Source organism: Kribbella sp. HUAS MG21, from assembly GCF_040254265.1.
Taxonomy (GTDB): Bacteria; Actinomycetota; Actinomycetes; order Propionibacteriales; family Kribbellaceae; genus Kribbella.
On record NZ_CP158165.1, the window covers coordinates 6,792,785 to 6,818,846 of the forward strand.

At 68.1% G+C, this 26,062-nt stretch carries 31 protein-coding genes; 14 read left to right on the forward strand and 17 right to left on the reverse strand.

Annotated elements, in window-relative coordinates:
• Positions 1 to 13: 13 nt before the first annotated feature.
• The gene (locus tag ABN611_RS32755) at positions 14 to 1,006 is read left to right on the forward strand and encodes a helix-turn-helix domain-containing protein (RefSeq protein WP_350276147.1); all 993 of its coding nucleotides are present in this window, start codon (positions 14 to 16) and stop codon (positions 1,004 to 1,006) included.
• 63 nt (positions 1,007 to 1,069) lie between these two features.
• Positions 1,070 to 1,765 carry a class I SAM-dependent methyltransferase gene (locus ABN611_RS32760; protein ID WP_350276148.1) on the forward strand — a complete coding sequence of 232 codons (696 nt, stop codon included), beginning with the start codon at positions 1,070 to 1,072 and terminating at the stop codon, positions 1,763 to 1,765.
• A gap of 7 nt (positions 1,766 to 1,772) precedes the next feature.
• On the opposite strand, the gene metG is transcribed toward ABN611_RS32760, so the two are convergent.
• The 3 genes from metG to ABN611_RS32775 form a co-directional block, all read right to left on the reverse strand.
• On the reverse strand, positions 1,773 to 3,221 hold the full coding sequence (gene metG, locus ABN611_RS32765; RefSeq protein ID WP_350276149.1) for a methionine--tRNA ligase: 1,449 nt from the start codon (positions 3,219 to 3,221) through the stop codon (positions 1,773 to 1,775).
• A gap of 178 nt (positions 3,222 to 3,399) precedes the next feature.
• Positions 3,400 to 3,801 (reverse strand): NUDIX domain-containing protein, encoded by a 402-nt coding sequence (locus ABN611_RS32770; protein WP_350276150.1) that lies wholly within the window; start codon positions 3,799 to 3,801, stop codon positions 3,400 to 3,402.
• Positions 3,802 to 4,139: 338 nt separating this feature from the next.
• Positions 4,140 to 4,898: an LLM class flavin-dependent oxidoreductase gene (locus ABN611_RS32775; RefSeq protein ID WP_350276151.1), complete on the reverse strand. Its 759-nt coding sequence runs from the start codon at positions 4,896 to 4,898 to the stop codon at positions 4,140 to 4,142.
• Between the two features lie 343 nt (positions 4,899 to 5,241).
• On the opposite strand from ABN611_RS32775, the gene ABN611_RS32780 reads away from it, so the two are divergent.
• Complete coding sequence (locus ABN611_RS32780; RefSeq protein ID WP_350276152.1) at positions 5,242 to 5,760, forward strand: hypothetical protein; 519 nt, start codon at positions 5,242 to 5,244, stop codon at positions 5,758 to 5,760.
• A 60-nt stretch (positions 5,761 to 5,820) separates the two neighbouring features.
• Here the strand turns inward: ABN611_RS32780 and ABN611_RS32785 are convergent, their stop codons facing one another.
• From ABN611_RS32785 to ABN611_RS32805, 5 genes are all read right to left on the reverse strand, one after another.
• Complete coding sequence (locus tag ABN611_RS32785; protein WP_350276153.1) at positions 5,821 to 6,909, reverse strand: endonuclease/exonuclease/phosphatase family protein; 1,089 nt, start codon at positions 6,907 to 6,909, stop codon at positions 5,821 to 5,823.
• 188 nt (positions 6,910 to 7,097) lie between these two features.
• On the reverse strand, positions 7,098 to 7,850 hold the full coding sequence (locus ABN611_RS32790; protein ID WP_350276154.1) for a class I SAM-dependent methyltransferase: 753 nt from the start codon (positions 7,848 to 7,850) through the stop codon (positions 7,098 to 7,100).
• 636 nt (positions 7,851 to 8,486) lie between these two features.
• On the reverse strand, positions 8,487 to 9,260 hold the full coding sequence (locus ABN611_RS32795) for a class I SAM-dependent methyltransferase (protein WP_350276155.1): 774 nt from the start codon (positions 9,258 to 9,260) through the stop codon (positions 8,487 to 8,489).
• A gap of 193 nt (positions 9,261 to 9,453) precedes the next feature.
• A complete protein-coding gene (locus ABN611_RS32800; RefSeq protein ID WP_350276156.1) occupies positions 9,454 to 10,245 on the reverse strand; it encodes a class I SAM-dependent methyltransferase in 792 nt (263 codons plus the stop codon).
• A 528-nt stretch (positions 10,246 to 10,773) separates the two neighbouring features.
• Complete coding sequence (locus tag ABN611_RS32805) at positions 10,774 to 11,526, reverse strand: SDR family oxidoreductase (protein ID WP_350276157.1); 753 nt, start codon at positions 11,524 to 11,526, stop codon at positions 10,774 to 10,776.
• A gap of 89 nt (positions 11,527 to 11,615) precedes the next feature.
• Here ABN611_RS32805 and ABN611_RS32810 point away from each other — a divergent pair, with 89 nt between their 5' ends.
• From ABN611_RS32810 to ABN611_RS32820, 3 genes are all read left to right on the forward strand, one after another.
• Positions 11,616 to 12,050 carry an Rrf2 family transcriptional regulator gene (locus tag ABN611_RS32810; protein WP_350276158.1) on the forward strand — a complete coding sequence of 145 codons (435 nt, stop codon included), beginning with the start codon at positions 11,616 to 11,618 and terminating at the stop codon, positions 12,048 to 12,050.
• 230 nt (positions 12,051 to 12,280) lie between these two features.
• A complete protein-coding gene (locus ABN611_RS32815; protein WP_350281714.1) occupies positions 12,281 to 12,511 on the forward strand; it encodes an inositol monophosphatase family protein in 231 nt (76 codons plus the stop codon).
• A 209-nt stretch (positions 12,512 to 12,720) separates the two neighbouring features.
• Positions 12,721 to 13,986 carry a peptidase S1 gene (locus tag ABN611_RS32820; RefSeq protein ID WP_350276159.1) on the forward strand — a complete coding sequence of 422 codons (1,266 nt, stop codon included), beginning with the start codon at positions 12,721 to 12,723 and terminating at the stop codon, positions 13,984 to 13,986.
• Positions 13,987 to 14,043: 57 nt separating this feature from the next.
• On the opposite strand, the gene ABN611_RS32825 is transcribed toward ABN611_RS32820, so the two are convergent.
• A complete protein-coding gene (locus ABN611_RS32825) occupies positions 14,044 to 14,793 on the reverse strand; it encodes an aminoglycoside phosphotransferase family protein (protein ID WP_350276160.1) in 750 nt (249 codons plus the stop codon).
• Between the two features lie 60 nt (positions 14,794 to 14,853).
• Between ABN611_RS32825 and ABN611_RS32830 the strand changes: the two genes are divergently transcribed.
• From ABN611_RS32830 to ABN611_RS32845, 4 genes are read left to right on the forward strand one after another with little or no spacing between them, the layout of a single operon-like run.
• Complete coding sequence (locus ABN611_RS32830) at positions 14,854 to 15,564, forward strand: class I SAM-dependent methyltransferase (protein ID WP_350276161.1); 711 nt, start codon at positions 14,854 to 14,856, stop codon at positions 15,562 to 15,564.
• A gap of 46 nt (positions 15,565 to 15,610) precedes the next feature.
• Entirely contained in the window at positions 15,611 to 16,771 is a 1,161-nt protein-coding gene (locus ABN611_RS32835; protein WP_350276162.1) for a serine hydrolase domain-containing protein, read from the forward strand.
• 15 nt (positions 16,772 to 16,786) lie between these two features.
• The gene (locus ABN611_RS32840) at positions 16,787 to 17,113 is read left to right on the forward strand and encodes a YciI family protein (protein ID WP_350276163.1); all 327 of its coding nucleotides are present in this window, start codon (positions 16,787 to 16,789) and stop codon (positions 17,111 to 17,113) included.
• Positions 17,110 to 18,333: a DUF6596 domain-containing protein gene (locus ABN611_RS32845; protein WP_350276164.1), complete on the forward strand. Its 1,224-nt coding sequence runs from the start codon at positions 17,110 to 17,112 to the stop codon at positions 18,331 to 18,333. The genes ABN611_RS32840 and ABN611_RS32845 overlap by 4 nt, the downstream gene beginning before the upstream one ends.
• Before the next feature lie 2 nt (positions 18,334 to 18,335).
• Here ABN611_RS32845 and ABN611_RS32850 read toward each other — a convergent pair whose 3' ends face one another.
• Genes ABN611_RS32850 through ABN611_RS32860 form a run of 3 tightly spaced genes read right to left on the reverse strand, consistent with a single transcriptional unit; the run spans position 18,336 to position 19,947 of the window.
• The gene (locus tag ABN611_RS32850) at positions 18,336 to 19,073 is read right to left on the reverse strand and encodes a DUF3626 domain-containing protein (RefSeq protein WP_350276165.1); all 738 of its coding nucleotides are present in this window, start codon (positions 19,071 to 19,073) and stop codon (positions 18,336 to 18,338) included.
• Positions 19,067 to 19,549, reverse strand: a complete 483-nt coding sequence (locus tag ABN611_RS32855) for an NUDIX domain-containing protein (protein ID WP_350276166.1) — start codon at positions 19,547 to 19,549, stop codon at positions 19,067 to 19,069. The genes ABN611_RS32850 and ABN611_RS32855 overlap by 7 nt, the downstream gene beginning before the upstream one ends.
• A gap of 2 nt (positions 19,550 to 19,551) precedes the next feature.
• Positions 19,552 to 19,947: a tautomerase family protein gene (locus tag ABN611_RS32860; protein ID WP_350276167.1), complete on the reverse strand. Its 396-nt coding sequence runs from the start codon at positions 19,945 to 19,947 to the stop codon at positions 19,552 to 19,554.
• Positions 19,948 to 20,039: 92 nt separating this feature from the next.
• Between ABN611_RS32860 and ABN611_RS32865 the strand changes: the two genes are divergently transcribed.
• A complete protein-coding gene (locus ABN611_RS32865) occupies positions 20,040 to 20,531 on the forward strand; it encodes an NUDIX domain-containing protein (protein ID WP_350276168.1) in 492 nt (163 codons plus the stop codon).
• Here ABN611_RS32865 and ABN611_RS32870 read toward each other — a convergent pair.
• On the reverse strand, positions 20,521 to 21,348 hold the full coding sequence (locus ABN611_RS32870) for a phosphotransferase (RefSeq protein ID WP_350276169.1): 828 nt from the start codon (positions 21,346 to 21,348) through the stop codon (positions 20,521 to 20,523). The two genes, ABN611_RS32865 and ABN611_RS32870, sit on opposite strands and share 11 nt — an antisense overlap.
• Before the next feature lie 164 nt (positions 21,349 to 21,512).
• On the opposite strand from ABN611_RS32870, the gene ABN611_RS32875 reads away from it, so the two are divergent.
• The 3 genes from ABN611_RS32875 to ABN611_RS32885 all read left to right on the forward strand — a co-directional run bounded on the left by ABN611_RS32875 (position 21,513) and on the right by ABN611_RS32885 (position 23,474).
• Positions 21,513 to 22,349, forward strand: coding sequence for an aldo/keto reductase (locus tag ABN611_RS32875; RefSeq protein ID WP_350276170.1), 837 nt, complete (start codon positions 21,513 to 21,515; stop codon positions 22,347 to 22,349).
• 229 nt (positions 22,350 to 22,578) lie between these two features.
• Positions 22,579 to 23,022 (forward strand): haloacid dehalogenase-like hydrolase, encoded by a 444-nt coding sequence (locus ABN611_RS32880; protein ID WP_350281715.1) that lies wholly within the window; start codon positions 22,579 to 22,581, stop codon positions 23,020 to 23,022.
• A 5-nt stretch (positions 23,023 to 23,027) separates the two neighbouring features.
• Complete coding sequence (locus ABN611_RS32885) at positions 23,028 to 23,474, forward strand: HAD family hydrolase (RefSeq protein ID WP_350281716.1); 447 nt, start codon at positions 23,028 to 23,030, stop codon at positions 23,472 to 23,474.
• Here ABN611_RS32885 and ABN611_RS32890 read toward each other — a convergent pair.
• The 4 genes from ABN611_RS32890 to ABN611_RS32905 all read right to left on the reverse strand — a co-directional run bounded on the left by ABN611_RS32890 (position 23,464) and on the right by ABN611_RS32905 (position 26,011).
• The gene (locus tag ABN611_RS32890) at positions 23,464 to 24,012 is read right to left on the reverse strand and encodes an isochorismatase family protein (RefSeq protein ID WP_350276171.1); all 549 of its coding nucleotides are present in this window, start codon (positions 24,010 to 24,012) and stop codon (positions 23,464 to 23,466) included. The two genes, ABN611_RS32885 and ABN611_RS32890, sit on opposite strands and share 11 nt — an antisense overlap.
• A gap of 61 nt (positions 24,013 to 24,073) precedes the next feature.
• A complete protein-coding gene (locus ABN611_RS32895) occupies positions 24,074 to 24,370 on the reverse strand; it encodes a DUF1905 domain-containing protein (RefSeq protein ID WP_350276172.1) in 297 nt (98 codons plus the stop codon).
• 187 nt (positions 24,371 to 24,557) lie between these two features.
• The gene (locus ABN611_RS32900; protein WP_350276173.1) at positions 24,558 to 25,064 is read right to left on the reverse strand and encodes an alpha/beta fold hydrolase; all 507 of its coding nucleotides are present in this window, start codon (positions 25,062 to 25,064) and stop codon (positions 24,558 to 24,560) included.
• The gene (locus ABN611_RS32905; protein ID WP_350276174.1) at positions 25,061 to 26,011 is read right to left on the reverse strand and encodes a WYL domain-containing protein; all 951 of its coding nucleotides are present in this window, start codon (positions 26,009 to 26,011) and stop codon (positions 25,061 to 25,063) included. Before ABN611_RS32905 ends, ABN611_RS32900 begins: the two co-directional genes overlap by 4 nt.
• Between the last annotated feature and the right edge of the window lie 51 nt (positions 26,012 to 26,062).

Sequence of the window (26,062 nt, forward strand, 5' to 3'; positions counted from 1 at the left end):
ATAGATTATCGCCATGCACCGGATGGCGGTCCTGCTCTTCGACGGGATCCACAGCTTCGACCTGGCGATGCCGCTGCAGGTGTTCAGTACGGCGCACTCGGTGGACAGGGCGCCGGGGGAGTTGTTCGGGCCGCGGCTGTACGACGTCCGCGTCTGCGGTGACGGCCGCGACCTGATGATCTCGGGTGTCGGCGGCGTCGAGATGTACACGTGCACGCCGCCGTACCCGCTGGCCGCCGCGATCGACTCCGACACGATCGTGGTGATCGGCCATCCAGCCGGCCAGGAGGCGCCGGCCGAGGCACTCGAACTGCTGCGCGAGGCGCACCGGCGCGGCATCAGGATCGCGTCGATCAGCGCCGGCGGCGCACGCGTCATGGCGGCGACCGGACTGATGGACGGCCGCCGGATGGCGACCCACTGGTCGCGCGCCGAGGTGCTCGCCGAGGAGTACCCGCAGGTGCGGGTCGACACCGACGTGCTCTACCTCGACCACGGCGACATCCTCACGTCCGCGGGCGCGGCGAGCGCGATCGACATGTGCCTGCACATGATCCGCCAGGACTACGGGTCCGCGGTCGCGGCCGACGTCGCCCGGCACATGGTCGTACCGCTGCAGCGCGACGGCGGCCAGACGCCGTACATCGCCCACCCCGAACCCGGCGACGACCACGGATCTCTCGAGCCGACGATGCGCTGGCTGCGCTCACAACTCGGCGAGCCGGTGACGCTGGCAGACATCGCGTCGTACGCCGGAACGAGCCCGCGCACGGTGAACCGGAAGTTCCGCGAGCAGACCGGCACCACACCGCTGCAATGGTTGCTGCGGCAACGAGTGCATCGCGCGCAGGAGCTGCTCGAGACCACCGACCTGTCCGTCGAGGAGATCTCGCGGTACTGCGGATTCGGTACGTCGATCGCGCTGCGCCAGCACTTCGCCAAACACGTCCGTACCTCACCGACGGCGTACCGCCGTACCTTCCGGGCCCGCAGTACGACTTCCTGACGAACCAGACGCGCGGAGGCCGCGTCTGCCTGGTGGAAGCCTGCCGACAGAGGGAGCAACTCCGTGCCGAAGACCGACTACGACGAATTCGCCGAGGCGTACTCCGCCGACAACGAGGTCAATCTGCTCAACGGGTACTACGAAAGGCCCGCGATGGTGAACCTCGCCGGCGACGTGGCCGGCCGCCGGATCCTCGACGCCGGCTGCGGGTCCGGTCCGCTGTCGGCGGCGCTCCGCGACAAGGGCGCGATCATGAGCGGGTTCGATCTGAGTGCGGCGATGATCGACCTGGCGCGGCGACGGCTGGGCGAGGACGCCGACCTGATCGTCGCGGACCTGGCCAAGCCGCTCCCGTACGGCGACGCGGCCTTCGACGATGTCGTCGCGTCGCTCGTGCTGCATTACCTGGAGGACTGGACGGAGCCGCTCGCCGAACTCCGCCGGGTGCTGAAGCCGGGCGGTCGCCTGATCCTGTCGTTGAACCACCCGTTCGTCTACACGGCGCTGACCCCGGACGGGAACTACTTCGACGTCGCCTCGTTCTCCTTCGACGCGGAGCACGCCGGCCGGACTGTCGTCTACACGATCTGGCATCGTCCGCTCCAGGCGATGCATGATGCCTTCGCCGCGGCGGGGTTCCGCATCGCGGCGATCAGCGAGCCGCCCATCGCCTGGGACACACCGGCCGAGCTGCGTCCGCCGAACCTGGAGCACCCGGCACGCTTCATCAGCTTCATCTTCTTCGTCCTCGAGGCCTAGCGTCGTTTCAGGTGAGTCGGGTGAAGGTCGGCTCGGGCGCCGCGAGGTTGGTTAGCTGACTTGCGAGACGGGCGGCGCCAGCTGGGCAGAACGGCGTGAGTTCTGTGGCGATCGTGCGGCAGGCCTGCACGATCCGGCTGAGGAGACGGTGGGTGTCTGTGCCGTGGCGCTTCCAGGGTTCTGCGGCGTTCAGAAGTTGGTTGGCGAGGTTGACCGTGGCAACGAGATGTGCGGTTGCTGCTCGGAAGTCCGCGGTCTCGAGCGCTGCGTCGATGTTCGCGGGCAACGCGGTGCAGGCTGTTTCCAGAGCGGTGCTGTCCCACGTTGGCCCGTTGACGGGCGCCTCGTCGACGTGCGGTTGGCCGCCGTACTGCGTGTGCAGCAGGGTCAGGGTGCGGTTGGCGAGGTTGCCGAGGCCGTTGGCGAGGTCGGTGTTGTAGGCCTGGATCAGGCGCGCGGTGGTGAACTCGGTGTCGCCGAGGAGCGGTACCTCGCGGGTGATCCACCAGCGCAGTGCGTCCGTGCCGAAGGTGGTGACCAGGTCGACGGGATCGACGATGTTGCCGGTGCTCTTCGAGAGTTTGGCGCCGCCGACGTTGACGTAGTCGTGGACGTGGATGGTGGTCGGTAGCGGCAGGCCGGCCGAGAGCAGGAGCCCGATCCAGTAGACCGCGTGGAAGCGGGTGATGCCTTTGCCGATCACGTGGACCCGCTCGCCGTCGCCTGCCCACCAGTAGTTGTACTCCTCGCCGAGGGCGGTCAGGTAGTTGGTGAGGGCGTCCCACCAGACGTAGATCACTTGGTCGGGGTCGTGGGGGACAGGTATGCCCCATCCGCTCGCGCGGGCAGCCGGCCGGGAAACGCTGAAGTCCTGCACTCCGTTGTCGAGGAGGGCGAGTACTTCGTTGCGTTTCTGCGGCGGGTTGATCGTGACGTTGCCGGAGGTGATCGCGTCCTTGATCTGATCGCGATAGGGGGACAGCCGGAAGAACCAGTTGGTTTCGATGACCTGCTCCGGCGCGGTGCCGTGCTCCGGGCAGACATCGTCCACTTCGTAGAACTGCTCGCACCCGACGCAATAAAAGCCTGTATAGCTGTGCCGGTAGAAGTCACCCGCTTCGGCGCAACGCTGCCAGAGATATTCGACACCAGGTCGATGTCGCGGGTCGGACGACGTACGGATGTAGTCGTCGCAACTCAACTCGAGAACATCCTGAAGCGCCTGGAATCGGTCAGCGGCAGCGTTGACGAAATCCGCCACCGGTACGCCGGCATTTCTGGCCGCGAGGACGTTCTTCAACGCGTGGTCGTCGGTCCCGGACAGGAACCGTACAGGCTGACCACGCAGCCTCCGGTGCCGAGCGAGCACATCAGCCTGGACGAACTCGAGCGCATGCCCGAGATGGGGTGCCGCGTTCACGTAGGGGATCGCGGTCGTGACGTAGTACGGATTCATGGTTGGGGGAGACCTTCCTGTCTGATCGGCAGGCAGGCCCCAGAGCACGTCGAGCCCACCGCCGTGGGCTCGACCGATTCAGCGCGCGCCGACAAACCCCACGAAGGGGGCCGTCATTCGCCGCGCGGTAATCATGAACACGACACTACGTCGATAGCCGGGCTTCGACCAATCCGTTTTAGCTCGCCGCCGCGACGGCGCTCATGATGTTCGGCAAGCTGTTCGGATGGGCCAGCTTCAAGGTCTCGAGCTCGCTGGGCCGGAACCAGCGAAAATCGTCGTGCTCGTCGGGCGCGGCATTGACCGGCTCTCCGTCCCATCGCGTGACGAGAAACGCGTGCAGGTGGAGATTCGGGTCGCTGATTGCCATCGGGAAAGGTACCGGGTCGTGGACCTGGACCCCGAGTTCTTCGAGGCATTCCCGACGTACGGCTTGATGAGGCAACTCGTCCGGCTCGACATGACCGCCGACGAGATCCCAGCAGTCCGGGTACCGCAGCCGCGCCGGATGCCGATGCACCAGCAGCACCAGACCGTCCCGCACCAGCGCAGCAACCGCGATCGAGATCCGGGCAACCATCCCGGCACTCTAACGCCACGACCGGCTGAGTCAGCCGCCCACCCAGACAGCACGGACAGCATCGATCTGGGCGTCCAACGTCATGGTCGACACTTCGATGTCGGCATCGGTTTCGGCGGACGCCGAGCACGTGTTGTGCGCGCCCTTCCGCTCCGTCCCACGGCGCGGCAGCTCCGCCCTTCACGAGCTGGCGGATGTCGTCGACGTCGACGTACGCGCATCGCACCGTCGACTCCGCCAGGGCTCGCGCGGTCACGGTCTTGCCGACCGCGGGACCGTCGGTGAGAAGCAGAGGCCGAAGCGTGGGCATGCGTTCGAGGCTAGCTGCGCGACGCTGCCTACCGTCCCGCCAACTTGGCCACGACAGGCGCGAACGTCTCGGCGAAGTCGGCGCCGATGACGAAATAGGAGAAGCCGATCTCCTCGCGTCGACGCTGGATCTCCTCGGCGGCCGCTGCGGGGTCGCTGGGCAGTACGACGAGCGAGTCGGCCGCGTGCAGCGCCGCGGTGTCGAGGTCGGGCGGCGCCATGAAGGGCGCGATACCGTCGCCGACGACGGCGACGTGCTGCGCGAGTTCCATGTCGCGGCGGCCGGCGAAATCACGAACCGCGTTCGTGGTCTTCGCCCGATCGTCGTCCGGCCCGAGCACGAACGTGACGGCGTCAGCGACCTCGAGCGCCAACTCCTGTGACTTCGGTCCGCTCACCGCCATCACCACCGGCGTGTGCAGGTCCGGCCCGTCGAACGTACGCAGCGCGGCCACGGTGTCGCGCATCCTGGTACGACGCTCAGCGGGGGAGACGGCAGCCCGCCCCAACTCGACCTCGATCCCGGGCCGCCCGGCGCCTATCCCCATCTCGAACCGCCCTTCGGTGAGCACCGAGAGCGAGTGTGCTTCCCAGGCGGTACTCCAGGGTTCGCGCAGCGCGGCAGCATAGACCCACGACCCGACCCGCAACTCAGCGATCGCAGCCGCAGTAGCCAACGTAGCCCCCAACGCCGGCTGCCAGCTTGGCACGTCAGGCATCAACAACGTCGAGTAGCCACTGTCAGCAATCCGCCGTACACGATCCCGCCACGCCGGCAGCTCAGACATCACCGGGGCAACAACCCCAAACCGGAACGCTCTGGTCGCTTGCTTGGCCTGCTCGGGCATCCTGATTCTCCTCGAAGTCTGTGATCTCGTTCGTTCCCTCTGTCCTATCCACGAACCACCAACCGAAGATCCGACAACCCTTCCGCAAATCGATTCGACCTCACCGTGCCATGGGTTAGGGTCGCGGATGCGAATGTTCCTGGCTCTGGCTCTGGCAGTGGGGCTGCTGAGTGGTTGCTCTACCGATCCCCGCAGCTCGGCACCCGCTCCATTGCCTGCGACTGAGAGCACGCTCACTCCGAGTCCGACAACGCCGGCTGGGTCGTCAGCGCCGAAGGCGCCGGTGCAGCGCGTCGCTCTCGGCTCGTTGGGGCTACAGGCGCGCTGGTGGGAGTGGGCGGCGGTCGCGGAGAACGTCAATCCGGTGCTGGACGAGACTGGTGCGCACTGTGGAAACAACCAGCCGGAGGATGTCTGGCTGGTCGCCGGCACGTTCGGCGGCGAGGTTTCTCGCGTGTGCGGCTGGCCGGCTGAGCGTCCGTTGGCCGGTCCGGTCGTCAACCTGGTCGACGACGAAGCGGGATGCCAGGCGTTCCTGGCTGATGCAATGGGTAGCGTGACGTTCGACGGACGGCCGGTCCCGATCCAGCGGCTCGGACCCGAGGACATCCGGTTCACCGCTCAGGCAGGCAATCCCAGTGGGTTCGAAGCGGGGCGGCTGAAGGGCGTCGCTTGCGGACTCTGGTTCGCGGTGCCCCCGGCGACACCGGGCCGGCACGTGCTGGTGATCCGCGGGTCGACCGGCGACTTCGCGACCGCAGCGACGTACAACCTGACCGTACGAGGCACGACGGCGCACTAACCTTCCGGGTCCCACAGGGGTCAGATCCAGCGCTTCAGGGAGTTGGACGTAGCGGGGCGACTAGTTGGACACCGTCACCCTGATCTGAACCTTGTTGTGGTCCGAGGGGAACTCCCCGGGCACCAGGTCTGCGTCGGGCGGCTTGTTGGTCCAGCCTTCCACAGCGACCACGTTGGTGGTTTCACCCTGCGCTCGGGAGACGTAGACCTGATCGATGTGGTTGCCGTTGCAACGGACGGTCGGAACCGAGGTGCAGCTCTGGCGCTGGAATCCGTTGAAGGTGTCGTACGCCGCCCCGGACTTCTCGGCGGCCACGTTGAAGGCATTGGTACGCAGCCGCGCGTTCCACAGATAGTCGTTGAGCGGCCGCATGGTGCCGTCGCTGCTCCGGTAGGCGGCGGGGATCGTGACACCGACGGCCGCATCTGCCAGCGATGGGTAACGCGTGCCATTGGTGTTGAAGTCACCAGTGAGGAAGTCGGGGGAGTCGTGGCCGGCCCACGCGATGTAGCGGGCGTCGGCGAACAGGTCGTCCAACTCCCTGAAGCGCTGGATCTGACCCCTCACGGGGTCGCTGTCTTCACCCGGCCTGGTACCGCCACCCTGAACCGGTACATCCTTCGTGCTCGAGCACACGCCGTCACTGTTCACCGTGGCGTCGAGATCGTACGTGGTGAGACCGCACTTCGACGACGTGAGATGGACGTTTGCGACGACGATCTCGCGCCCACTCGCGATGTGCTTGAGGGCGACCCAGCTCGCGGTCTTGCCGGCCGCCGCGCCCCCGACGACAACGGTTCCGGACGCGATTCTTCCACTGCTGTCCCTGAGGATCTGGAAGGACGCACTCTTCCAGTAGATCGGTCGGGAGTTCGTCGCATAGTCGGCCGCTGTCGTATAGCCGTGGGACTGCATGCCGTTCCGGAAGTCGGTGCGCCTCGCTTCGTTGCTACCGGCTTCCTGGATACCGATGACATCGGGAGCGTAGGAGCCGATCTCCCGGAGCAGGTTCGACCTCTGGGACGGCCAGCTTGCGCTGTCCGTCCCGTTGGCATGAATGTTGTAGGTCCCGACGCGGAAGGTGGCAGACGGTGCGGCCGCTGCAGCGGGCCTCGCCGGCCCCGAAGTCGCCACCAGAGCCGTCGACATCAGTCCCGCTGCGACCAGGCCCCTCAGCCACGACGATACAAGCGGACGAGTCACTGACCTGCGTACCCGAGAGATGTTCACAGTCGGCCCTCACCGATCCTGGGATGGTGCACCCACCCTATAGACGATTGATGCGCGGGGGACCGACGTCCCGGCGCGGCGACCCGACAGTCCTGCCGGCTCGCGATTCAGTCCGGTGCGCAGACGTAGAGTTGGAGCGCCGCATCTGCGGTGAGCGGCGCACGGGACCAATCGCCGAAGCGTTCAACAACCCGAAGACCGGCAAGCGAGAGCAGCAGCGGCAACTCCTGGGGGAAGATGCTCCTGATCTCGAGCGGCGCGACACTGAAGTCGCCCTCGGAATCGGTCGAGAAGTACCACCTTCCGCGAGTCACCTGCGCGGCCGCGTCGTAGGTCTCCGCGACATCGACATGGACTACGCCACGATCGGGATCCACGAACGACAATGCGTCGCGCCTGCGTCGAACGCCGTCGGCCTGGGCAAGCATGCGCACGCTCGGGTTGAACACGTCGAAGATGAGCCGCGCTCCGGGCGCCAGGTGCCGTCGCACCGACCGGAAGCAGTTCACCAAGTCCTCAGCGTCATGCAGGTGGAGCAGTGAATTCGCGGTGATGAACACGAGATCGAACGTTCTTCCCAGGTCGAACTCGCGCATGTCACCCAGCACCCACTGGACCTCCACGCCGCGCTCGTCCGCCTTGCGCTGAGCCTCAGCAAGCATGTCCGGCGAGAGCTCCAGGCCGATGCACGGATGCCCGTCGGATGCGATCGGGATCAGCTTCTGTCCGGTGCCGCTCCCGAGTTCCAAGACCGACCCGCCTTGCCGATCGGCCTCGTTCCTGTAGAAGTCGACGGCCTGTTCGCCCCCGGGGAACAACCGGTCGTACAACCTTGCGTCGGAGTAGAACTGGTCGCTCACGAGACACACACTCCTTGCCGGATCTTGGGCAGTCGCATCTACTTCTACCCCCGTGGCTTCAGCGCCGATAACGGACATTATGTCAACTACCAGTCTGCATATCGCACAGATGAACCACGGCGCCTACGGCTCATCCACTACCCCGCGGCCAACGACGCATCCGCTCTCGACCTGCGGAAACACTGCGGAAGCCGGACCTCCTGCGGGCGCTGATGCACACAGGTGTCGATCTACCGGCGCCGGAACCGCGAGCCCTTGGATGTTCCCGGGCACCGAGGGTGGTCTCCGGCGCGTACGGCGTCTCGCCGGCCGACACCTGCATGCGAACACCGTCATGGACCGGCTCCGACGACCTCGGCGTGTAGCTTCTCGGCGCCCGCAACCGAGCTATCGCCGAACTCGTCCTCGAGTGCCCTCCGTCGATAGTTGCCGACGCCCTCGAGTACAGCCACCAAGTCGCGTTCCTCCATGCCGAGAAATCCTGCGCGGCGAGCTCCGGCTCACCGACCTGGTCCGGCGGCCGCAGAACCCTGAGCGCGCTACGCGGGCCGCCGTGTCCGCTCGCTGTAACGCAAACAGCAGGACTCTGTCCTGCGAGCGGCAGCGCGGTCCGGTCAGGGGCTGTGAGCCCGGTGTCTATACCTTGCGCCCGACCACCGTGTAGTTCTCGGCCTCGAGGTCGAAGGTGCTCACCTCTGTCCGAAGTCCGACCTGGTGCAGTTCGGCTTGGAGTTCCTCGTACTGGTAGGGCCAGCAGGACAGCAGTTCCGAGCGGACAAGAACCAATCCAGTCGCATCAATTTGCGCGATCGCGATCTCGATGTGGTGCTCCTCCTCCCAATTCGGTGCAATCTCCCAGCGGTAGACCACGACGGCATCGCGACCGTTTCGGCGGACGAGTCGGTCACCGATGTCCAGCCGGGAGCCTCTGGCCCTCACGCGTTCCCAAGTGCGGGATGTGAGCACCAAGCGGCCGCCGGGGCGCAGGAGCCGTGACATCGACTCCAGAGCAGCACCCCTGCCTGTCGCGCCCGCGGCATGGTGAAGTGAGTTGCCAACGCAGAACACCATGTCGAACGTGCCGTCCTCGAAATGGTCGGGCAATTCTTCCCAGCTCGCCCGAATGGCCCGGACGGATGCCCCGAACTCTTCAGCCAACCCTGCAGTACGTCGAACCATCGCTTCGCTGGCGTCAGTTGCGACAACCTGTATGCCACGACCGGCGAGGCCAACCGCCAACTGTCCGGTACCGCACGAACAGTCGAGGACGCGAGCGTCCGCCGGCAGAAGACTGAGGACGTCATCGAACGACGCAGCGAACTCGGCCGGAGGCAACTTTGCATCCGAGATGAGCCATTCGTACACCTCGGCAAGCACGTCATAGTCCGTCACAACCACGACCTCCGTCACGCAGCAGACTCCCCCGGCTGGGACATCAGTCCATCAGCGGAGCAAACCGAGCACCAATGGTTTTCGCACGGACAACCCCGTCCGCGCATGCCGCGGATAGCGCGAGCCTCGCGCAGCGAGATGTCAGCTCGCCAGATTCGAACCCTGGATCAACGCAAGGCTCGACGGTCTCCCAGACGAAGTACGTCGACCGTCACGCGAGCTTCGTGGCGAGGAGGGCTCGCACCGGGACCTGCTCGATGTACGGCCGATGGGGATGAAGCACTTCCCGGAGTTCCGCTGCGATCTGTGGACGCTGCTCGGGCGAGGGAAGGCGGTCGACCGGTAGGGCGCTGTAGATGCCGCCGAGTAGGTGGTCGAAGTCGAGCTCGGCGGCATAGTCGAGCTCGACCTTGCTGACCTCGAAGCCATTGGCCGTCAGACTCTGGCGATAGCGTTGTTGCGTTGCGCTGTCGGTGCCACAGCTGTTGGTTGGACGGGCGCCGAACCAGTCGGACAGCCATTCGCGTAACGCCCGCGACCAGTCCGAGTCCTGCAGCCACAGCGGGATCCCGTTGGCCACGACCATGACACCGCCTCCAGGACGCAGGAGCGGACCGACCGCGGCAAACAGCGCCTCATGGTCCATCCAGTGCAGTGCTTGTCCGATTGTCACAGCACCAACCGACTGTTCCGGCAACAGCGATCGCAGCAGCGGAAGGTCGGAGTCGCTGCCGACCATCCACGCCACATTCGTGACGCCCTGGTCCTGGGCAGCTGAGCGGGCGCGGGCCAGCATGTCCGGTTCAGGATCGACCCCGATCACGGCCCGAACATGCGGGGCGATCGGTGTCGCCAGTTGCCCCGTGCCACAACCGAGATCGATCACGAGATCGTCGCCTGTTAGCGAGAACGCATCGACGCACGCGCCGATCAACCGTGACGGATAACCGTGGCGGTACCGGTGATACAGATCAGCAACCTCGCCGCCGAACCCCAGGTCCATCGTCTCAGGATGCCTCCTTCCGTCGATGATCCGACAGGGCTTCTGCCGCCGGCATAACGCCTGTCGGCCGTTCTGGAAGCTGACCGCCGACCGTGCCACCACCGGGCCGGCACTGAGCGAGTCTTGAGCGGGGAGCGAACGAGTCGCCCGCAACACCCGCCCGGCTCCCCCGCCCTGTCAACGGGCGACATTCGGGCGCCCGGATCAGGACCGAAGGCACACCAACTCAAGACCCAAAGACTCCGGCAGTCTGTGTATCGCGCACCAGCGAATGACACACACGGTTTCCGAACCGCTGCGCAGGTCACGATGTCGTGTGCAGGCGAAGACGGCGTACCAGGCCACGCTCCGTGCATGCAGGTTGACGACAGTAGCCTCGTGGCGACAAGCGTCGCGGACTGTTCGTCGCTCAGTCCTACGACGTACTCGTCGCTGACCCCACAGGGCTGACCCAGCCGGCCCGAGGATGAAATTGCCCGGCTCCCCCGGCCTGTCAACGGGCGGACGGTTGCGTTCGCCGGGATGGGTTCAGGCGTTGTAGCCGCCGTGGGCGTCGAGGACGGCTCCGGTGACGTAGGTGGCGGTGGGACCGGCGAGGAAGCCGATAGCGGCGGCGACTTCGTCGGGATGACCGAACCGCTGGATGGACAGACTGGCGAGCAGCGTTGTCAGCGCCTCGGGGTGCGGGTTCATCTCGGTCTCCATCAGGCCGGCCTCGACCACGTTCGCGGTGATGCCGCGGGGGCCGAGGTCGCGGGCGACGCCGAGCGTGTAGCGCTCGACTCCGGCCTTGGTCGCGGCGTAGTCGGCTGCGCCGGGGACGCCGACACGGGACCCGAGCCCGGAACTGATGGTGATGATCCGGCCGTTGTCGCGCAGCACCTTGACCGCGGCCCGGATGACCCCGATCACGCCGAGATAGTTGACCGCGTGCATCCGGTCGAGGGCCGCGGTGTCCACGTCCGAGTCGTCCACCGTCCGGCCCTGCTCGACCCCGATCGCTGCGTTGTTCACCAGGATGTCGAGTCCGCCGTACGTGGCGACCACCTGGTCGATCAGGACCGGGGCCTGACTCATGTCGGCGTGGTCGACCTGGAACGCGACGGCCTTGGCGCCGAGCGCCTGGACCTCGTCGACCACGGCCTGCGCCCGGGCCGCGGACTGCACATAGGTGAACGCGACATCCGCGCCCTGCGCCGCCAGCAACCGGACCGTCGAAGCGCCCAGCCCTCGGGACCCTCCGGTGACCAGCGCGACCTTGCCCGCCAATGCCTTACTCATAACGAACTCCTCAGTCGTAACAATCGTGGTTACATCACGATCAACGTAACACATTTGATTACGACAGCAACTGCCGTAGCCTTGCGACCGTGAGCGCGAACAGCAGGCTGACCATCGCGGCGCACACGTTGGCCTGGATCGGCCAGTACCAGCGCCAGGGCCACGAGGTCGCCACCTCGGAACAGATCGCGGCCAGCGCGAACACCAACCCGGTCGTCATCCGCCGCCTGCTCGGTGAGCTGCGCGAGGCCGGGCTGGTCGAGTCGCGCCGCGGCGCCGGCGCCGGCTGGTCACTGACCCGCGACCTCGCCTCGATGACCCTGCTCGACGTGTACGACGCGATCGAACCCGGACAGCTCTTCGCCTTACACCGGGCCAGCCCTGACGAGGGGTGCGTCATCGGCCACGGCATCCAGCCCGCGCTGCACGATATCTACGCCGGCATCGAGCGCACCGTGCGTACCGAACTGAGCAAGACCACGCTCGAGGACGTCCTGCAGGCGGTGCTGGCGGTACCTCGCTAGCCGCATCACTCCCACGTCGCCGGCACTCGGAAGCGGCTAGGATGAGGTCGGAGCTTGAAGAGCAGGATGCCGAGGTGCTTGTTCATCCATGCCTGCTTGTGCGGGTAGCGGCGTTGCGCGTCCTCGGACAGTTGAGGCTCGATCGCCGTCTCGATCCATAAGCCTGCCGCGCTGAACACGTTGAGCAGGTCCGAGATGGTGTAGGGACGCTGCGTGAGGGTGACACTCCCCTGGCTGTCGCGTGGGTCGCGGCCGGGCGCCGGGCGGCGTACGTGGCCGACGGGCACTTCCGCGACAGCGTGCACCTCGCGGCCGGGATCGCGCTCTGCGCGGCCGCTGGCTGCGTCGTCAGCGACTTCGACGGCAACCCGCTCCACGCCGGCCGCGGGCTGATCATCTCGGCCGACCAGGCGACGCATCACCGGATGCTCGCTCTGGTCGAACCCCACCTGTCAGCGTGAGCGGGCTCTCCCTCGATCCCTCGCGTCAGCTAAACCGGTCAAGGACTGTTTACCCTCAGTTTCCACCGATCGATGGTAAGTGCTCGAAGGCTATCCCTTGAGCGTGTCTCATCACTCAGTGAGTTCTTGTGGTGATCGGGTGTGACGGCGAACGATTCCCGGACCGTGGCCTGTGAGGCGGGCCACCCCAGCGGAAGTGGATGTCTCCTATGTCCCCACTCAGCCGCCCCCGTGCGGGGCGACGAACCATCGCAGGTGCCGTACTCGTCCTCGGTCTCGGCGCCGCCGCGCTCGCGCCGGTGCAGACCGCGACCAGCGCCCCGGTCCCGGCGCCCGTCGACGGCGTGTACGACGTACTCGGCAAGACCTGGGGCGTCACCCCGGCCCAGGCCAAGGCACGGCTCGACGCCGAGCACCGGCTGGCGTCGGCGCTCGAGTCAGCCCAGAAAGCCACCCAGAAAGCAGCCCAGCAGGCGACCCCGAAGGCGGCCCAGTCGGCCTCCCCCGAGCTCGACGGCGCCTTCTTCAACTCCGCCCGCGAGCTCGTCGTGAACGTGCACTCGGCCGAGGCCGCCGAGGTCGCGCGCGACCACGGGCTCACCCCGCGCACCGTCGCCCGCGGCGAGAAGGCCCTGACCAAGCTGCAGAAGCAGGTCGAAGCCCTGGCCACGGCGTCCGGCTCCACGCAGGTGCAGTCGATCGGCACCGACCTGCCGACCGATCGCGTCCAGGTCGTCCTGCAGCCCGGCCGCCAGTCCGCGAAGACCGTTGCCCTGGTCAACCGGCTGAAGGCGGTCCCCGGCGTCGACGTCAGCACGAACACCACCACACTCACCATGACGTACGACGTCATCGGCGGCCAGATCATGGACCTGGTCCCAGGGACGAACTGCTCGCTCGGCTACTCCGGAACCCGCAACGGCAACAACGTGATGCTCAGCGCCGGCCACTGCGTCGAAGGCAACCCGATGGTGCAGAACCGCTACGGCCAGCGGCTCGGCGTCGGCATCGCGAGCCGCTTCCGGACCGGTTCGCCGAGCGTCGACATGGGCCTGATGGACATCGACTCCACCAACGTCGGCCGCGGCTACATCGACAACCGGAACGGGCAGACCACCCGGGTCACGGGTTCGTCGAAGGCCCCGGTCGGCTCGACGATCTGCAAGGCCGGTAACACCACCGGCTGGACCTGCGGAAACATCACCAACTACAACCTGACCGTCAACTACGGCGGCGCCGGCGGCTCGATCACCCGCACGAGCGGCCTCGCGCGGTCGACCGTCTGCACCGAGGGCGGCGACTCCGGCGGCGCCTACATCTCCGGCACGATCGCCCAGGGCATGACGTCCGGCGGCCCGAACGATGGCCACGACTGCGGCTGGAACCAGGGCGGCAACGCCACCGGCTCGTACTCGTTCTACCAGCCGGTCGTCGACGCCGCGTCGTACTACGGCGTCACCCTGACGCTCGGCTGACCTCTCCCCCGACGACCGGGCCCCTTCTCGCCGTACCGCGGTGCGAAGGGGCTCGGCTCATCGCATCTGGGAGCGCAGTACTTCGAACTCGGCGCCCGGTGACGCCGGGTCGAAGCCGTGTTCGATCAGCCACCGCGCCGCGCACAGGCTGCGCAGCGACCACCAGGCGCGGATCATGTCGACGTCGACGTCGGCGCCGTACCCGGCGAGGAGGTCGTCGAGGCATTCCTCATGGCCCAGCGTCAGGATGGCGAGGTCGAACATGGCATCGCCCTGCGACGCTTCGGACCAGTCGATCACGCCCGTGACCTCGTCGTCCTCCACGAACACATGGGTGATCTGCAGGTCGCCGTGGATGAACACCGGCTTCCAGGCCCGGAGCGCGGTCTCGGCGATCCGCTGGTTGTACGTCACGAGGTCGGCGGGCAGTACGTCGTTCGCGATCAGCCACGCGCATTCGCGCTCGAGCTCCGCCGCGAAGTGGTCGACGCTCCGGCCGGGCCACGGCGGCAGCGGCGCGTCGTGCAGCTTCCGGATCGTCGCGCCCGCGGCGGCCCACGCGCCCGGCGAGGCGGGTGACGGCTCGCCGAGGACGCCGAGAGCCATCCCTGGTACGGCGGAAATCGCGAGCACGTGCGGCTTCCGCCACAGGACTCGCGGCGTCGGGATCGGCGCCATCGCCGTCGCCTCGGCCTCCACGTCGGTGCGCGCCTGGTCGGCGTCGATCTTCAGGAACATGTCACCGACCCGCAGCGTCGTACGCTCGCTGTGGGCGACGACCACCTCGACCTCGTTCACGTCGGCCATGCTCCTGGAAGACAGGCGAAGTCGCGAACGGTTTTGCGCTCAGTCCCCTAGGCTGCGGTGATGCGATCGCATCTGGCCGAGGGCTGGGACGCCAACGCCGCAGCGTGGATCGAGTGGACGCGCCGCGGGCTCGACAGCTACCGCACCCACAAACTGGCATTCCTGCCACTGATCCCACGGCCCGGCCGGCTCACTGTGGACATCGGTGCGGGCGAGGGCCGCGTCAGTCGTGAACTGCGAGCGTCAGGCCACCGGGTCCTGGCCATCGACCGTTCGCCGACCATGACGCGGGCCGCGGCGACGCATCCGGAGGAACCTGTACCGGCCGTCGTCGCCGACGCGACACAGCTCCCGCTGCCCGACGCGGCCGCCGACTGCGCTGTCGCGTTCATGTGCCTGCACGACATCGACGACGTCGTACCGGCGATCGCCGAGGCCGGCCGGATCCTCGCGCCGGACGGCAAGCTCGTGCTGGCCATCGTGCACCCGCTCAACTCCGCGGGCCATTTCGAGCCGGACGGTTCGTTCGTGATCCCGGACGCGTACACGCAGGCCAGGCACTACGCCACCACGCGCACCCGCGACGACCTGTCGATGACGTACCACGGCATCCACCGGCCACTGCAGACCTACACCGAGGCCATCGCCGACGCCGGGCTGGTGATCGAGCGGCTGCGGGAGTACGGCAGCGATGATCCCGCTGACAAGTGGTACCGGGTCCCGCTGTTCCTGCACATCGTGGCTTCCCGGCCGGCTGTCGGATCCGGGTGACCTACTTCGTTGCACGGGTGTACGGGATGAGCGGAGGGAGATGGTGATGGGCGTTGGCGGCTTCTCCGGGAAGCGGTTGGGGCGGGTACGCGGGCTGCTCGAGCGGGAGGTCGAGCGCGGGTTCGTGCCGGGACTGGTCGCGGTGCTGCGACGGCACGGTGAGACGTACGTCGAGGCAGTCGGGCGGCTGGCCTTCGACGGGCCCGGGGCGGCGGTGCCGATGGGGATCGACTCGGTCGTCCGGTTGGGGTCGATGTCGAAACCGATCGTCGCCGCCTGCGTCATGTCGCTGGTCGAGGACTGCACGCTGCGCCTCGACGACCCCGTGGACGACCTCCTGCCGGAACTCGCGAACCCACGGGTGCTGGCCGATCCGTCCGGCCCGGTCGACGACACCGTCCCCGCGGAACGGCCCATCACCGTCAGGGACCTGCTGACGTTCACGCTCGGCACCGGGATGGTCCCGGACACGGTCCCGATCGCGGATGCGCTCGACGCACTCCCCGAGGGCTCGCTGGACGAGTGGGTCCGCGGACTCGGCAACCTTCCGCTCGTCCATCAACCCGGCGAGCGCTGGATGTACGACACCGGCTCCGACGTCACGGGTGCGCTCATCCAGCGCGCGACTGGCCTGACGCTCGGCGAGGCGCTGCGCGAACGGATCCTCGAGCCGCTCGGCATGAAGGACACCGGCTTCAGTGTGCGCCCGGACAGCCTCGACCGGCTCGCGGCGGCGTACGAGCGGGACAGCGCCCCGACCGGCGAAGCGGTGCTCGAAGGCGGTCGCGATTGGGCCAAGCCGCCGGCGTTCGAGAGCGGTGGCGGCGGGCTCGTCTCGACGGCCGAGGACTACCTGCGGTTCGCGTGCGCACTGCTCGACGGCGGCGGGCCGCTCTCCCGGCCGTCCGTGACACTGATGACGAGCGACCAGCTCACCGAAGCGCAGCGTGCGACGTCGGGTTTCTGGCCGGGGTACTTCGCGACCACGAGCTGGGGGTTCGGGATGGGGATCGTCACCGACCGCACGCGCCTCGGCCCGTCCGCCGGAAGCTACGGCTGGACCGGCTTCTACGGTACGGCGTGGTACAACGATCCGGCCGAGGACCTGACCGCCCTGCTGATCCTGCAGCGCGCGCACGCCGGCGACCCGTCGCTGCCGCTGCCGAGAGATTTCTGGACGACCGTCTACCAGGCGATCGACGACTAGCTGACGGAGACGAACATGCAGTACCTGATTTCGGTGATCGACGACCGCACCGGGTCGGCGACCGAGGACGAGATGACGGCCATCCGCGCGTTCAACGAACAGTTGGTGGCCGACGGCCACTGGGTGTTCGCGGGTGGGTTGAGTTCGCCGAGCGACGCGACCGTGATCGACGGGCGCGGCGACGGGGAACCGCTGTTCACCGACGGGCCGTTCCTGGAGTCGAAGGAGTACATGGCCGGCTTCTGGGTGTTCGAGGCGCCGGACCTCGACGCGGCGCTGAAGCTCGCCGCCGGCGCGTCCAAGGCCTGCAACCGGCGGCTCGAGGTGCGGCCGTTCCTGTGAACGACGTCCAGGAAGCCGTCACCCGGGCGCACCGCGGCGAATGGGCGCGGGTCGTCGCATCGCTGACGAAGCGGTTCGGCGACCTCGACATCGCCGAGGAGGCCGCGGCCGAGGCCTTCGCGACGGCGGTCGAGCGCTGGCCCGCGGACGGCGTACCGCCGAACCCGGGCGCCTGGCTCACCACGACCGCCAACCGCAAGGCGATCGACCGGATCCGCCGCGAGGCCAAGCGTGACGACAAGCAGAAGGAGGCGCAGATGTCGTACGGCGAACCGCCCGAGCCTCTCGGTGTGATCGACGACGAGCGGCTCCGGCTGATCTTCACCTGCTGCCACCCGGCGCTCGCGATGGAGACCCGGGTCGCGCTGACGCTGCGGATGGTCGGCGGTCTGACCGTGCCGGAGATCTCCCGCGCGTTCCTTGTCCAGGAGACGGCGATGGGCCAGCGCATCACGCGTGCGAAGGCGAAGATCAAGGCGGCGCGGATCCCGTACCGCGTCCCGTCCGCGGAGGACCTGCCGGGGCGCGTGTCCGGAGTACTCGCTGTGCTGTTCCTGGTCTTCAACGAGGGGTATCTGGCGACGGGCGCCGATACCGATCCGGTGCGCCATGAGCTGACCGCCGAGGCGATCCGGCTCACGCGGCTGATCCGCGGGCTGCTGCCGGACGACGGCGAGGTGGCTGGGTTGCTCGCGCTGATGCTGCTCACCGAGGCTCGGCGTACGGCGCGCGTGTCGCAGACCGGTGAGCTGGTGTCGCTCGACGAGCAGGACCGTGGCGCTTGGGACACCGCGATGATTGCCGAGGGCCACCAGTTGGTGCGGGAACGTCTCGCGACCCGGCTGCCGCCGGGGCGGTACCAGATCCTGGCGGCGATCAACGCAGTACACACGTCGGCGCGCGACGCCCGCGACACCGACTGGTCGCAGGTGGTCGCGCTGTACGACCAGCTCGCCCGGATCGACCGCTCCCCCATCGTCGCGCTCAACCGCGCGATCGCCGTCGCCGAGCTGGACGGCCCGGAGGTCGCGCTGGCGATCGTCGACAAGCTCGGCGAGAAGCTGTCGGGCTATCACGCGTACCACGCGACGCGCGCCGACCTGCTCCGGCGCCTGGGCCGCAGCGCGGAGTCGCGCGCCGCGTACGACAAGGCGATCGAACACGCCGCGAACACCGCCGAGATCGCTTACCTGACCCGCCGCCGGGATCAACTGGCATGAGGCTATGAGCGGCCGAAGCGGGCCAGGTAGTGCCAGACGTACTTGATCGACTGCGCGGGATGGATGCCGGAACGTGCTGCGGAGCCGAGGATCTCGGGGGTCAACTCCTCGCCGAGCTTGCAGGCGAGAGCGACGATCTCGGGACTGCGGTAGTTCGGGTCGAAGACGGTCGGGTCGGCGCGGAAGCCGGGGTGGTACTCGAGTGGGCAGCCGAGTCGGCGGGCGGCGGTTTCGACTGGGGTGCCGGCGAAGGACGGGTCCAGGACGATGGCGTCGACGTCTGTCGCGAAGCGGATCGGACCGTGGATGTGGGCCTCGATGTAGTCGTCGAGGTCGTCGTGAGTGGCGGCGTCGGCGAGGGCGTGCAGGTGCGGGAGGACTGTGTGGTCGCCGAAGTCGGCCGGTTCGCGGGCGGAGTCCGGGAAGCAGAACGTCGCACGGTCGGCCAGGTCGGGTTTCAGGCGCAGGTACGACGATCCGAAGCGGATCGCGCCGCCGTAGATGTCGGCGCGGCGGTTCCACGCGCCGTACGCGGGGCGGGCCGTTCCGGGTTGGTCGTCGTACCGGCCGGCGAACAGGCGGCTCTCCCAGCGCCAGCGGTCTCCGCCGGGTTGGGCCGTCAGTCCGCCGTTGGAGATTCCAGTGGCGAACTGTGAGCGGTAGAACCCGTCGGCGGCCATCGACTCGATCACCAGTTGGCCGTCGTGCGGCCAGTTCGGGTGGAACTGCACGGTCAGCATGGGCCGGTTTCGTTGCCGTCGGCGTCGACCGTGATGAAGCGGAGCTGCTGGTCGTGGCGGCCGATGCGGAGCCAGTGCCGGAAGGCGATGCGCGCGGTCGGCGGCATGTCGAGGTCCGGGTCTTCGGTGAGGCTGAACCAGTGCAGGTCACCTTCGGCGCATTCCGTCGGGCGCGACGCCGTCGGGAGCAGGGTTGTGGTGAAGTAGTACGTCGTACGCACCTCGGCGCCGGTGTCGCGTACGGCGACGTACCGGAGCGCGAGGTCCGTGAGCTGGTCGGCCGTGACGCCGATCTCCTCGTGCAGTTCGCGGAGCGCGGCGGCTGTCGGGTCGGTGAGTTCGGCGGGCTCGAGGTGGCCGCCGATGCCGACCCAGGAGTCCGCGATCGCGCGCGAACCGCGGCGGTAGAGGAGCAGCACCTGCTCGTCGCGGACCAGGTACACCGAGGTGAGGTGCCGCGCGGAGCGCAGGCTCATCGTCAGACGTTGACGTCGAAACCGAGGTCCAGGTCGCAGGCCGCCTGACCGCCGCGGATGCCCCAGTTCGAGGTCGGGTGGTCGCGGACCAGGATCGTGACGTGGTCCGGCGGGATGCCGAACGCCTTCAGGTTCGTGACGATCTCCGTGTACAGCGTGCGCTTCGCGTCGACCGAGCGCCCGGCGAAGCAGTCGATGCTGACCAGCGTGAAGTACTCCGGCTGCGCGAGCCGCGGCGAACACGCGAACCGATGCGGCGCGTGCGCCACCAGCCGCACGTCCTTGTCCTGCGGCGGAATCCGGAACGCCGTGACCAGCGCACCATGTACCGCCTCTATCAACCCGACCTCGTCCGCCGCGGAGTACTCCCGCCGCACCTCGATCAACCCACTCGGCATGAACCGCATCCTTTCGTCCTACCCCCACCCCACCACGAAGCCCCCACTCCGGCGACCGAATATGTCGGTGGCGACCGGAACACTTGGCTGCCATGAAGATCCCGCGCGGTGCCGCCGTCGTCATCCGGTCCGGCAAGGTGCTGGTGGTGAAGCGGTACCTGCGGCACCGGACGGCCGCCGAGTGTGTGATGTGCGAGTACGCCGGTGCGCGCGGTCCGGAGTGCGGCGGTCATCGGTACGCCGTACTGCCCGGCGGACACGTGGAACCGGGCGAGTCGGCGGCGTCGGCCGCGCTGCGTGAACTCGAGGAGGAGACGACGCTGACCGGGTCGACGGCCCGGCTGCTGTGGACGGGCACGCACAACGGCCGTCCCGCGTACTACTTCCGGGTCGACGACGCGAGCGGCGTACCGAAGCTGTCCGGCGACGAGGCGCTCGAGCACTCCGCCAGGAACCACTTCGAGTTGAGGTGGGCAGATTCCCGAAAGCTGGAAGCCTTCGGAATCTACCCACCGGAGCTGCTGGGCATGCTGGTCGAGGCCGGCTGTGATACCGGTCAGCCAGAGGTCAGCTTCACGGCATGATTTCGGCGATCATGCGGTGGCCTTGGCGTTCGAAGGGTTCGTCGCCTACCTGGTGGGCCCAGATGGCGGTGTTGACGGCTTCGCGGAGTTGGGCGCGGTGCCAGGCGGCGGGTTCGCGCGGGTCGGCGCCGTAGCCGGTCAGGAAGGCCTCCTCGAGTGCCGGCTCGGTGCGGAACTGCTGGGCGGCGAGGCGGGCGAGGTCGGTGTACGCCGGGCGGAGGTCTGCGCGCCCGAAGTCGATGACGCGGACGGCGCCGTTGTCGATCAGCCAGTTGCGCGGCTGCCAGTCGCCGTGCGTCGGTACGAGCGTCGCAGGCGGCGTCGGCCAGCCCTCGATCGTCTTCCGCAGCCGGGCGGCGAGGTCCGGGGCGATGCGGTGGGGCTTGCTGAGGTTGGTCAGCGTCCGCTGGTTCTCGCGGGACTCGTAGGCGTCGTCCGGTACGGCGGACTGCCGGTGGAACGCCGCGAGCAATGCGCCTGCCTGGCGGTAGGCGTCGGGCGTCCATTCGTACGGCGTACCTTCGACCAGCTCGCCTGGCAGGAACCGGGTGAGCAGCAGCTTCGCGGGCCCGTCGGCGTGGACGAGCTCGGGCGCCGACCCCCGCGCGGTCCATGGCCGCAGCCAGTTGCGGTGGGCACGGATCTCGCGGGCCAGGTGGTGATCGGCGTCGCCGCCGGCCTTCGCGATGTACCGCTCGCCGTGGTGCTCGAACTCCAGGACGAGGGTGCCGACGAGATCCCAGCTGTGGTCCTGCACGAGCCGGGCGGACGGCAGCCATGCGTCCAGCAGGACTTGCTGCGATTCGGTGAGTCCCACGCGCAAAGACTAGCGCAGAAAAGTGGCGGGAAAAGCTGGACGAATTGTCCGGCAAGATTTATCCTGGCCGAATGCAGAATTCACAGGAGAATGCCTCTTCACCAATTAACTTATCATCCGGAATTGCGGAAAGCAAGTCCGGTGAATTCTGGCAGCTCGGGGAGGTGGCGGTCCGGCGGATCGGCTTCGGGGCGAAGCGGCTCGCGGGCGCCGGCGACGGGGGTGGCGTTCAGGAGCAGGCGGTCGGATTGCTGCGGCGCGTGGTTGAGCTGGGGATCAACCACATCGACACCGCGGCCTTCTACCCGAGCCGCGGGCGTGCAGGTGAGACCAGTTTCGAGAGTCTGGGCTGGGCGAACGACGTGATCCGCCGCGCGCTGGCGCCGTACCCGGACGACCTGGTGATCGCGACGAAGGTCGGCCCGACCGACCACGGCATGGCGCGACCGGACGAGCTCGCCGGTCTGGTGGAGGCCGATCTGCGCGCGCTCGGCGTGGATTCCCTCGACCTGGTGTATCTCCGGCAGCAAGGGCTGACGTCGATCGCAGAGCATTTCGGCGTACTGGCGGAACTCCAGAAGAAGGGCCTGATCCGGCAATTGGGCGTGTCGAACGTGCGCGCCGAACATTTCCACGAAGCGCGCGCGATCGCACCGGTGGCCGCCGTACAGAATCGGTACAGCGTGGGATTCGGGCGGGTGAACGACGACCTGCTGCGGTTGTGCGGTGAGCTCGGGATCGCGTTCATCCCGTTCTTCGCGCTCACCGCCGAGTCGCGCGAGGCCGGCGGCGTACCGGAGTCGGGTCCCGTCCAGGAGATCGCGAAACGACACGGGGCGACCGACGCGCAGGTGCGCCTGGCGTGGACGCTCAGCCGCGGCGCCCACGTCCTCGCCATCCCCGGTACGTCGAGCCCACACCATCTCGAGCAGAACCTGCGAGCCGCCGACCTCACCCTGTCCCCCGCCGACCTCGCAGTACTGGACGCCCTGACCGACTGATCCACGTAGGGTGAGCTGACCTGGAAGGGGTGTTGGGTGCGGGCGGTGGCGTTCTTCGACGTGGACGGGACGCTGGTACCGGGGATCTCGTCGGCGGTGTATCTGGCGGGTCATCTCGGGCATCAGCAAGCAGTCGCCGCGGCCGAGGCGGCGTGGGACGCCGGGCTGGTCGATCCGCGGTACGTCGAGGAGCTCGACGCGCGGCTGGAAGGGCACGAGCGAGACACAGATCCAGGAGTGGCTCGAGGACATGCCAGTCGTCGATGGCATCGCGGACGTCGTCGAGTGGTGTGTCGCGCACGATGTCGTACCGGCGCTGGCCACGCTCGCCTGGCGGCCGGTCGGTGAGTTCCTGTGTGCGAAGTTCGGGTTCGTCGCGGCGTCCGGGCCGACATTGGAGGTGCGCGACGGCGTCTACACCGGGATCTCGCTGACCGGCAGCGACGAGTATCGGAAGCGGGATTTCGCGCGCGAGTTCGCGCGGGACCGCGGGCTGTCGCTGGACCGGTGTGCCGCGATCGGTGACAGCCTGTCCGACCTGCCGTTGTTCGGTGAGGTCGGGCTGGCGATCGGCTTCAACCCGACACCCAAGGCGCAGGCGCTCGCGCACACCAACCACACAGGTCCGGACCTCCGGGTTGTGCTGCCGACGCTCAGGGCGGGGCTGTGTTGAGCACTGTGTTGTTCGATCTGGACGGGACGCTGGTGGATCAGGAGTCGGCGGCGGCTGCGGCGGCGGCGGCGGTCGGGTGGGCCGCGGAGTACGGCGTGACGGGTGTGGAGGTCGCGGCGGAGTGGGCGGTGGTGTCGGAGAAGCACTATCGGCGGTATCAGCGGTTCAAGCTCGAGCGGCTGGGGCTGGCGGCTGAGATCGACCTGTTGATCGCCGGCGACACCCTTCCGGCGGGCAAGCCGGATCCGCGCGCGTTCGCACACGCGCTGCAACGCCTCGACGCAGCACCCCACGACGTGATGATGGTCGGCGACTCGCTGACCAACGACGTCCGCGGCGCCCGGGCCGTCGGCATCGACGCCGTACTCGTCGACCGGTCCGGCCGGCATGCGCAGGCCGGCGTACCGCGGGTCCGGTCGTTGGTTCAGGTGCTCGACGTCGTCAGAAGGTAAGCTCCTCGGTCTTCTTCACGGCGGCGGTGCGACCGGGCGCGCGGTGCTCCTGCCAGTAGAGGTTGGTGTGGGCGATCACCTTGTCCGGGCTCGGTGCGCCCCACTCCGACAGGTCCTCGGTGGTGTGCGCGTCGCCGACGAGCGTCACGTCGTACCCCCGCACCATCGCGCCGTGGATCGTGGAGCGGATGCACTCGTCGGTCTGCGCGCCGCTGACGATCAGGTGACCGATGCCGGCGCGGGCGAGCACGTCCTCCAGATCGGTCGCCTCGAACGAATCGGCGTACGTCTTGTGGACAAGCGGCTCCGAGCCATCCCGGGACAGCTCCGGGACGAGCTGCCAGGCGTCGGAATCCTTCGCGAGGCCCTCGCCGGAGTGCTGGACCCAGACGACCGGGACGCCCCCGGCGCGGGCCTTGCCGACGAGCGTGCTGACGTTGGCGACGACGCGGTCTCGCTCGTACGCCTCGCCGACGACGCCGTTCTGTACGTCGACCACCAGCACCGCGGTGTGCGGCCGGTCGGGCAGCGTGGTCATCTCGTCCTCCTTGTCCCCGAGCTGTACGGCGAACGCTAGACCCGCCCGCCGACAGTTCTCGTCACTTCCAGCTCCGCAGCCTCAGCCGCACGGTCGGTACGTCGCCGTCGTCGAGGTCCTCCGCCCGCCGGACCGCAGCCTTCACCGGCAGGACGTACCGCCCGTCCTTCGGAAACATCGACGTGTCCCAGACACTCGCGCCGATCTCCGCCGTCACTGAGATCATCCCCCACCCGTACGTCACGAAGTTCGACTCCGCCTCGAAATACGCACTCTCCTCGTCAGGCACCGTGATGAAGTACCAAGGCGCAGGCCCCCGCCAGTACCAGATCTCCCCCGAGAACTCGATGTCGTTCACACCCACCCGTCCAACACTCGCAGGAAGTCGCCCATCCGCCCATACCAGACACAGTGCCCGGCTCCGGGAATCGCCCGCACACAAAATCCGAGGGCCTCCAGCTCCGACGCCCGCTCCGCCGACACATACCGACTCGGCTCAGCCCGAACCAGCAGTGTCGGCACCACCGGTGCTCTGGTCGGTTTCGTCATGTACGAGCGTTCGAGCGACACGGCCGTCTCGATGTCGAACCGCGCAGCGGCCTCAGCCTCGACACGGCAGTCCTCGGCGAACCATTCGGGACGCGTCGCTCGAAGCTGGGCCTCGGTGCGCGCGGCGCGCGCCGACGCGAAACGGGCCCGGAGTTCCTCGGCTGCGGGCGGTGGGCCGGACCAGCCGGCGAGGGGTACGTCGACATATACGACGCGCTCCGGGCGGAGGCGGGGCAGCGCACCATCGCGCCGAGCGAGTGGCCTATGGCCATCACCGGCGGGGCGTCGACGGCGTCCAGGACCGCGTCGACGAAATGCTCCATCGTCGCGTCCGGTGCCGGCGGGGCGAGGCCGTGCCCGGGGAGGTCGACGGCAAGGGCTCGGTACCCGCGTTCAGCGAGCGCCGGGCCGACCTGATGGAACTGCGTGGCCGCACCGAGCATCCCGTGGATCAACAGCACGACCCGGTTGCCGGATCCCCAGGTCAACGACGTACGGCTCATTGGTCCAGCGTGCTTGCGGCGAGGAGGCGTTGGCCCAGTTCGCGGGACGCGGATTGGAGTTCGGGCCCGCCGAGGATTCGGTACGGGGCCCGGATCGCGGTGAGTTGGGCGGCGTACCAGTCGGGTTCGTCGGTGCTGGCGAGGAGGCGGGTGTGGGTTTCGTCGATCGGCTCCAGGCGGCCCATGCTGCGCGGGATCCAGCACTCGGCGTCCGCGCGCGGCGCGTCGATCTCCACCTCGATGGGGTATCGCCAGCCCAGCGCCAGGTGTTCTTCGACAGCCGCCAGCGGGTCCAGGTCGGCGGGTGGCGTGAAGTCGGTCGGCTGCGGATCGACCTTCGTGATCTTGTCGACGCGGAGCACGCGCCGGGCGTCCTTGGTGTGCGACCAGCACAGCAGGTACCAGCGGCCGCGGCGTACGACGACCGCCCACGGGTCGACGTCCATCGGCCATTCGTCCTGGTGGCGGCGGTAGTGGATGGTGACGCGGCGGTGGGCCGTGCTGTACGAGACCAGCGCCGCGGTGATCCCGGGATCGGGCGTCCGTACGCCGGGATCGGGGCCGCGTGCGCTCACCCGGCGGATCGCGTCCGTGGAGCGCGCGACCGGCTCCGGTAGTACCCGGATGATCTTGCCGAGCGCGTCCTCGACCGGGTCCGCCGCGCCGCGCGGTCCTTCGAGCACCGCCATCACCAGCCCGAGCGCCTCGGTGGTGCTGAACATCAGCGGCGGCAACCGCAGCCCGCGCCCGACCCGGTACCCGCCGTACGGCCCGCGCTCGGACTCGATCGGGATCTCCGCCTCGCGCAGGATCGCGACGTACCGCCGGGCGGCGCGCTCGGACACGCCGAGCTTGTCGCCGAGCTGCTCCGCGGTGATCCCGGGGCTGTTCTGGATCAGCTCCAGGACCATCAGGGTCCGCGCCGTCGGGCTCACGTCGTACGCCATCGCTCACCATTCCGGAGGAAGTCCGTCCGGATCCGAGGTTAACCGAACAGC

What these genes read in the sequence shown, in the direction of transcription:
- ABN611_RS32755 (WP_350276147.1), top strand. Translation starts at nt 14, where the DNA reads ATGCACCGGATGGCGGTCCTGCTCTTCGACGGGATCCACAGCTTCGAC.
- metG (WP_350276149.1), bottom strand. Translation starts at nt 3,221, where the DNA reads ATGAATCCGTACTACGTCACGACCGCGATCCCCTACGTGAACGCGGCA.
- ABN611_RS32770 (WP_350276150.1), bottom strand. Translation starts at nt 3,801, where the DNA reads ATGGTTGCCCGGATCTCGATCGCGGTTGCTGCGCTGGTGCGGGACGGT.
- ABN611_RS32775 (WP_350276151.1), bottom strand. Translation starts at nt 4,898, where the DNA reads ATGTCTGAGCTGCCGGCGTGGCGGGATCGTGTACGGCGGATTGCTGAC.
- ABN611_RS32785 (WP_350276153.1), bottom strand. Translation starts at nt 6,909, where the DNA reads ATGTCGACGGCTCTGGTGGCGACTTCGGGGCCGGCGAGGCCCGCTGCA.
- ABN611_RS32800 (WP_350276156.1), bottom strand. Translation starts at nt 10,245, where the DNA reads ATGGACCTGGGGTTCGGCGGCGAGGTTGCTGATCTGTATCACCGGTAC.
- ABN611_RS32805 (WP_350276157.1), bottom strand. Translation starts at nt 11,526, where the DNA reads ATGAGTAAGGCATTGGCGGGCAAGGTCGCGCTGGTCACCGGAGGGTCC.
- ABN611_RS32820 (WP_350276159.1), top strand. Translation starts at nt 12,721, where the DNA reads ATGTCCCCACTCAGCCGCCCCCGTGCGGGGCGACGAACCATCGCAGGT.
- ABN611_RS32825 (WP_350276160.1), bottom strand. Translation starts at nt 14,793, where the DNA reads ATGGCCGACGTGAACGAGGTCGAGGTGGTCGTCGCCCACAGCGAGCGT.
- ABN611_RS32830 (WP_350276161.1), top strand. Translation starts at nt 14,854, where the DNA reads ATGCGATCGCATCTGGCCGAGGGCTGGGACGCCAACGCCGCAGCGTGG.
- ABN611_RS32835 (WP_350276162.1), top strand. Translation starts at nt 15,611, where the DNA reads ATGGGCGTTGGCGGCTTCTCCGGGAAGCGGTTGGGGCGGGTACGCGGG.
- ABN611_RS32840 (WP_350276163.1), top strand. Translation starts at nt 16,787, where the DNA reads ATGCAGTACCTGATTTCGGTGATCGACGACCGCACCGGGTCGGCGACC.
- ABN611_RS32850 (WP_350276165.1), bottom strand. Translation starts at nt 19,073, where the DNA reads ATGCTGACCGTGCAGTTCCACCCGAACTGGCCGCACGACGGCCAACTG.
- ABN611_RS32855 (WP_350276166.1), bottom strand. Translation starts at nt 19,549, where the DNA reads ATGAGCCTGCGCTCCGCGCGGCACCTCACCTCGGTGTACCTGGTCCGC.
- ABN611_RS32860 (WP_350276167.1), bottom strand. Translation starts at nt 19,947, where the DNA reads ATGCCGAGTGGGTTGATCGAGGTGCGGCGGGAGTACTCCGCGGCGGAC.
- ABN611_RS32865 (WP_350276168.1), top strand. Translation starts at nt 20,040, where the DNA reads ATGAAGATCCCGCGCGGTGCCGCCGTCGTCATCCGGTCCGGCAAGGTG.
- ABN611_RS32890 (WP_350276171.1), bottom strand. Translation starts at nt 24,012, where the DNA reads ATGACCACGCTGCCCGACCGGCCGCACACCGCGGTGCTGGTGGTCGAC.
- ABN611_RS32900 (WP_350276173.1), bottom strand. Translation starts at nt 25,064, where the DNA reads ATGAGCCGTACGTCGTTGACCTGGGGATCCGGCAACCGGGTCGTGCTG.
- ABN611_RS32905 (WP_350276174.1), bottom strand. Translation starts at nt 26,011, where the DNA reads ATGGCGTACGACGTGAGCCCGACGGCGCGGACCCTGATGGTCCTGGAG.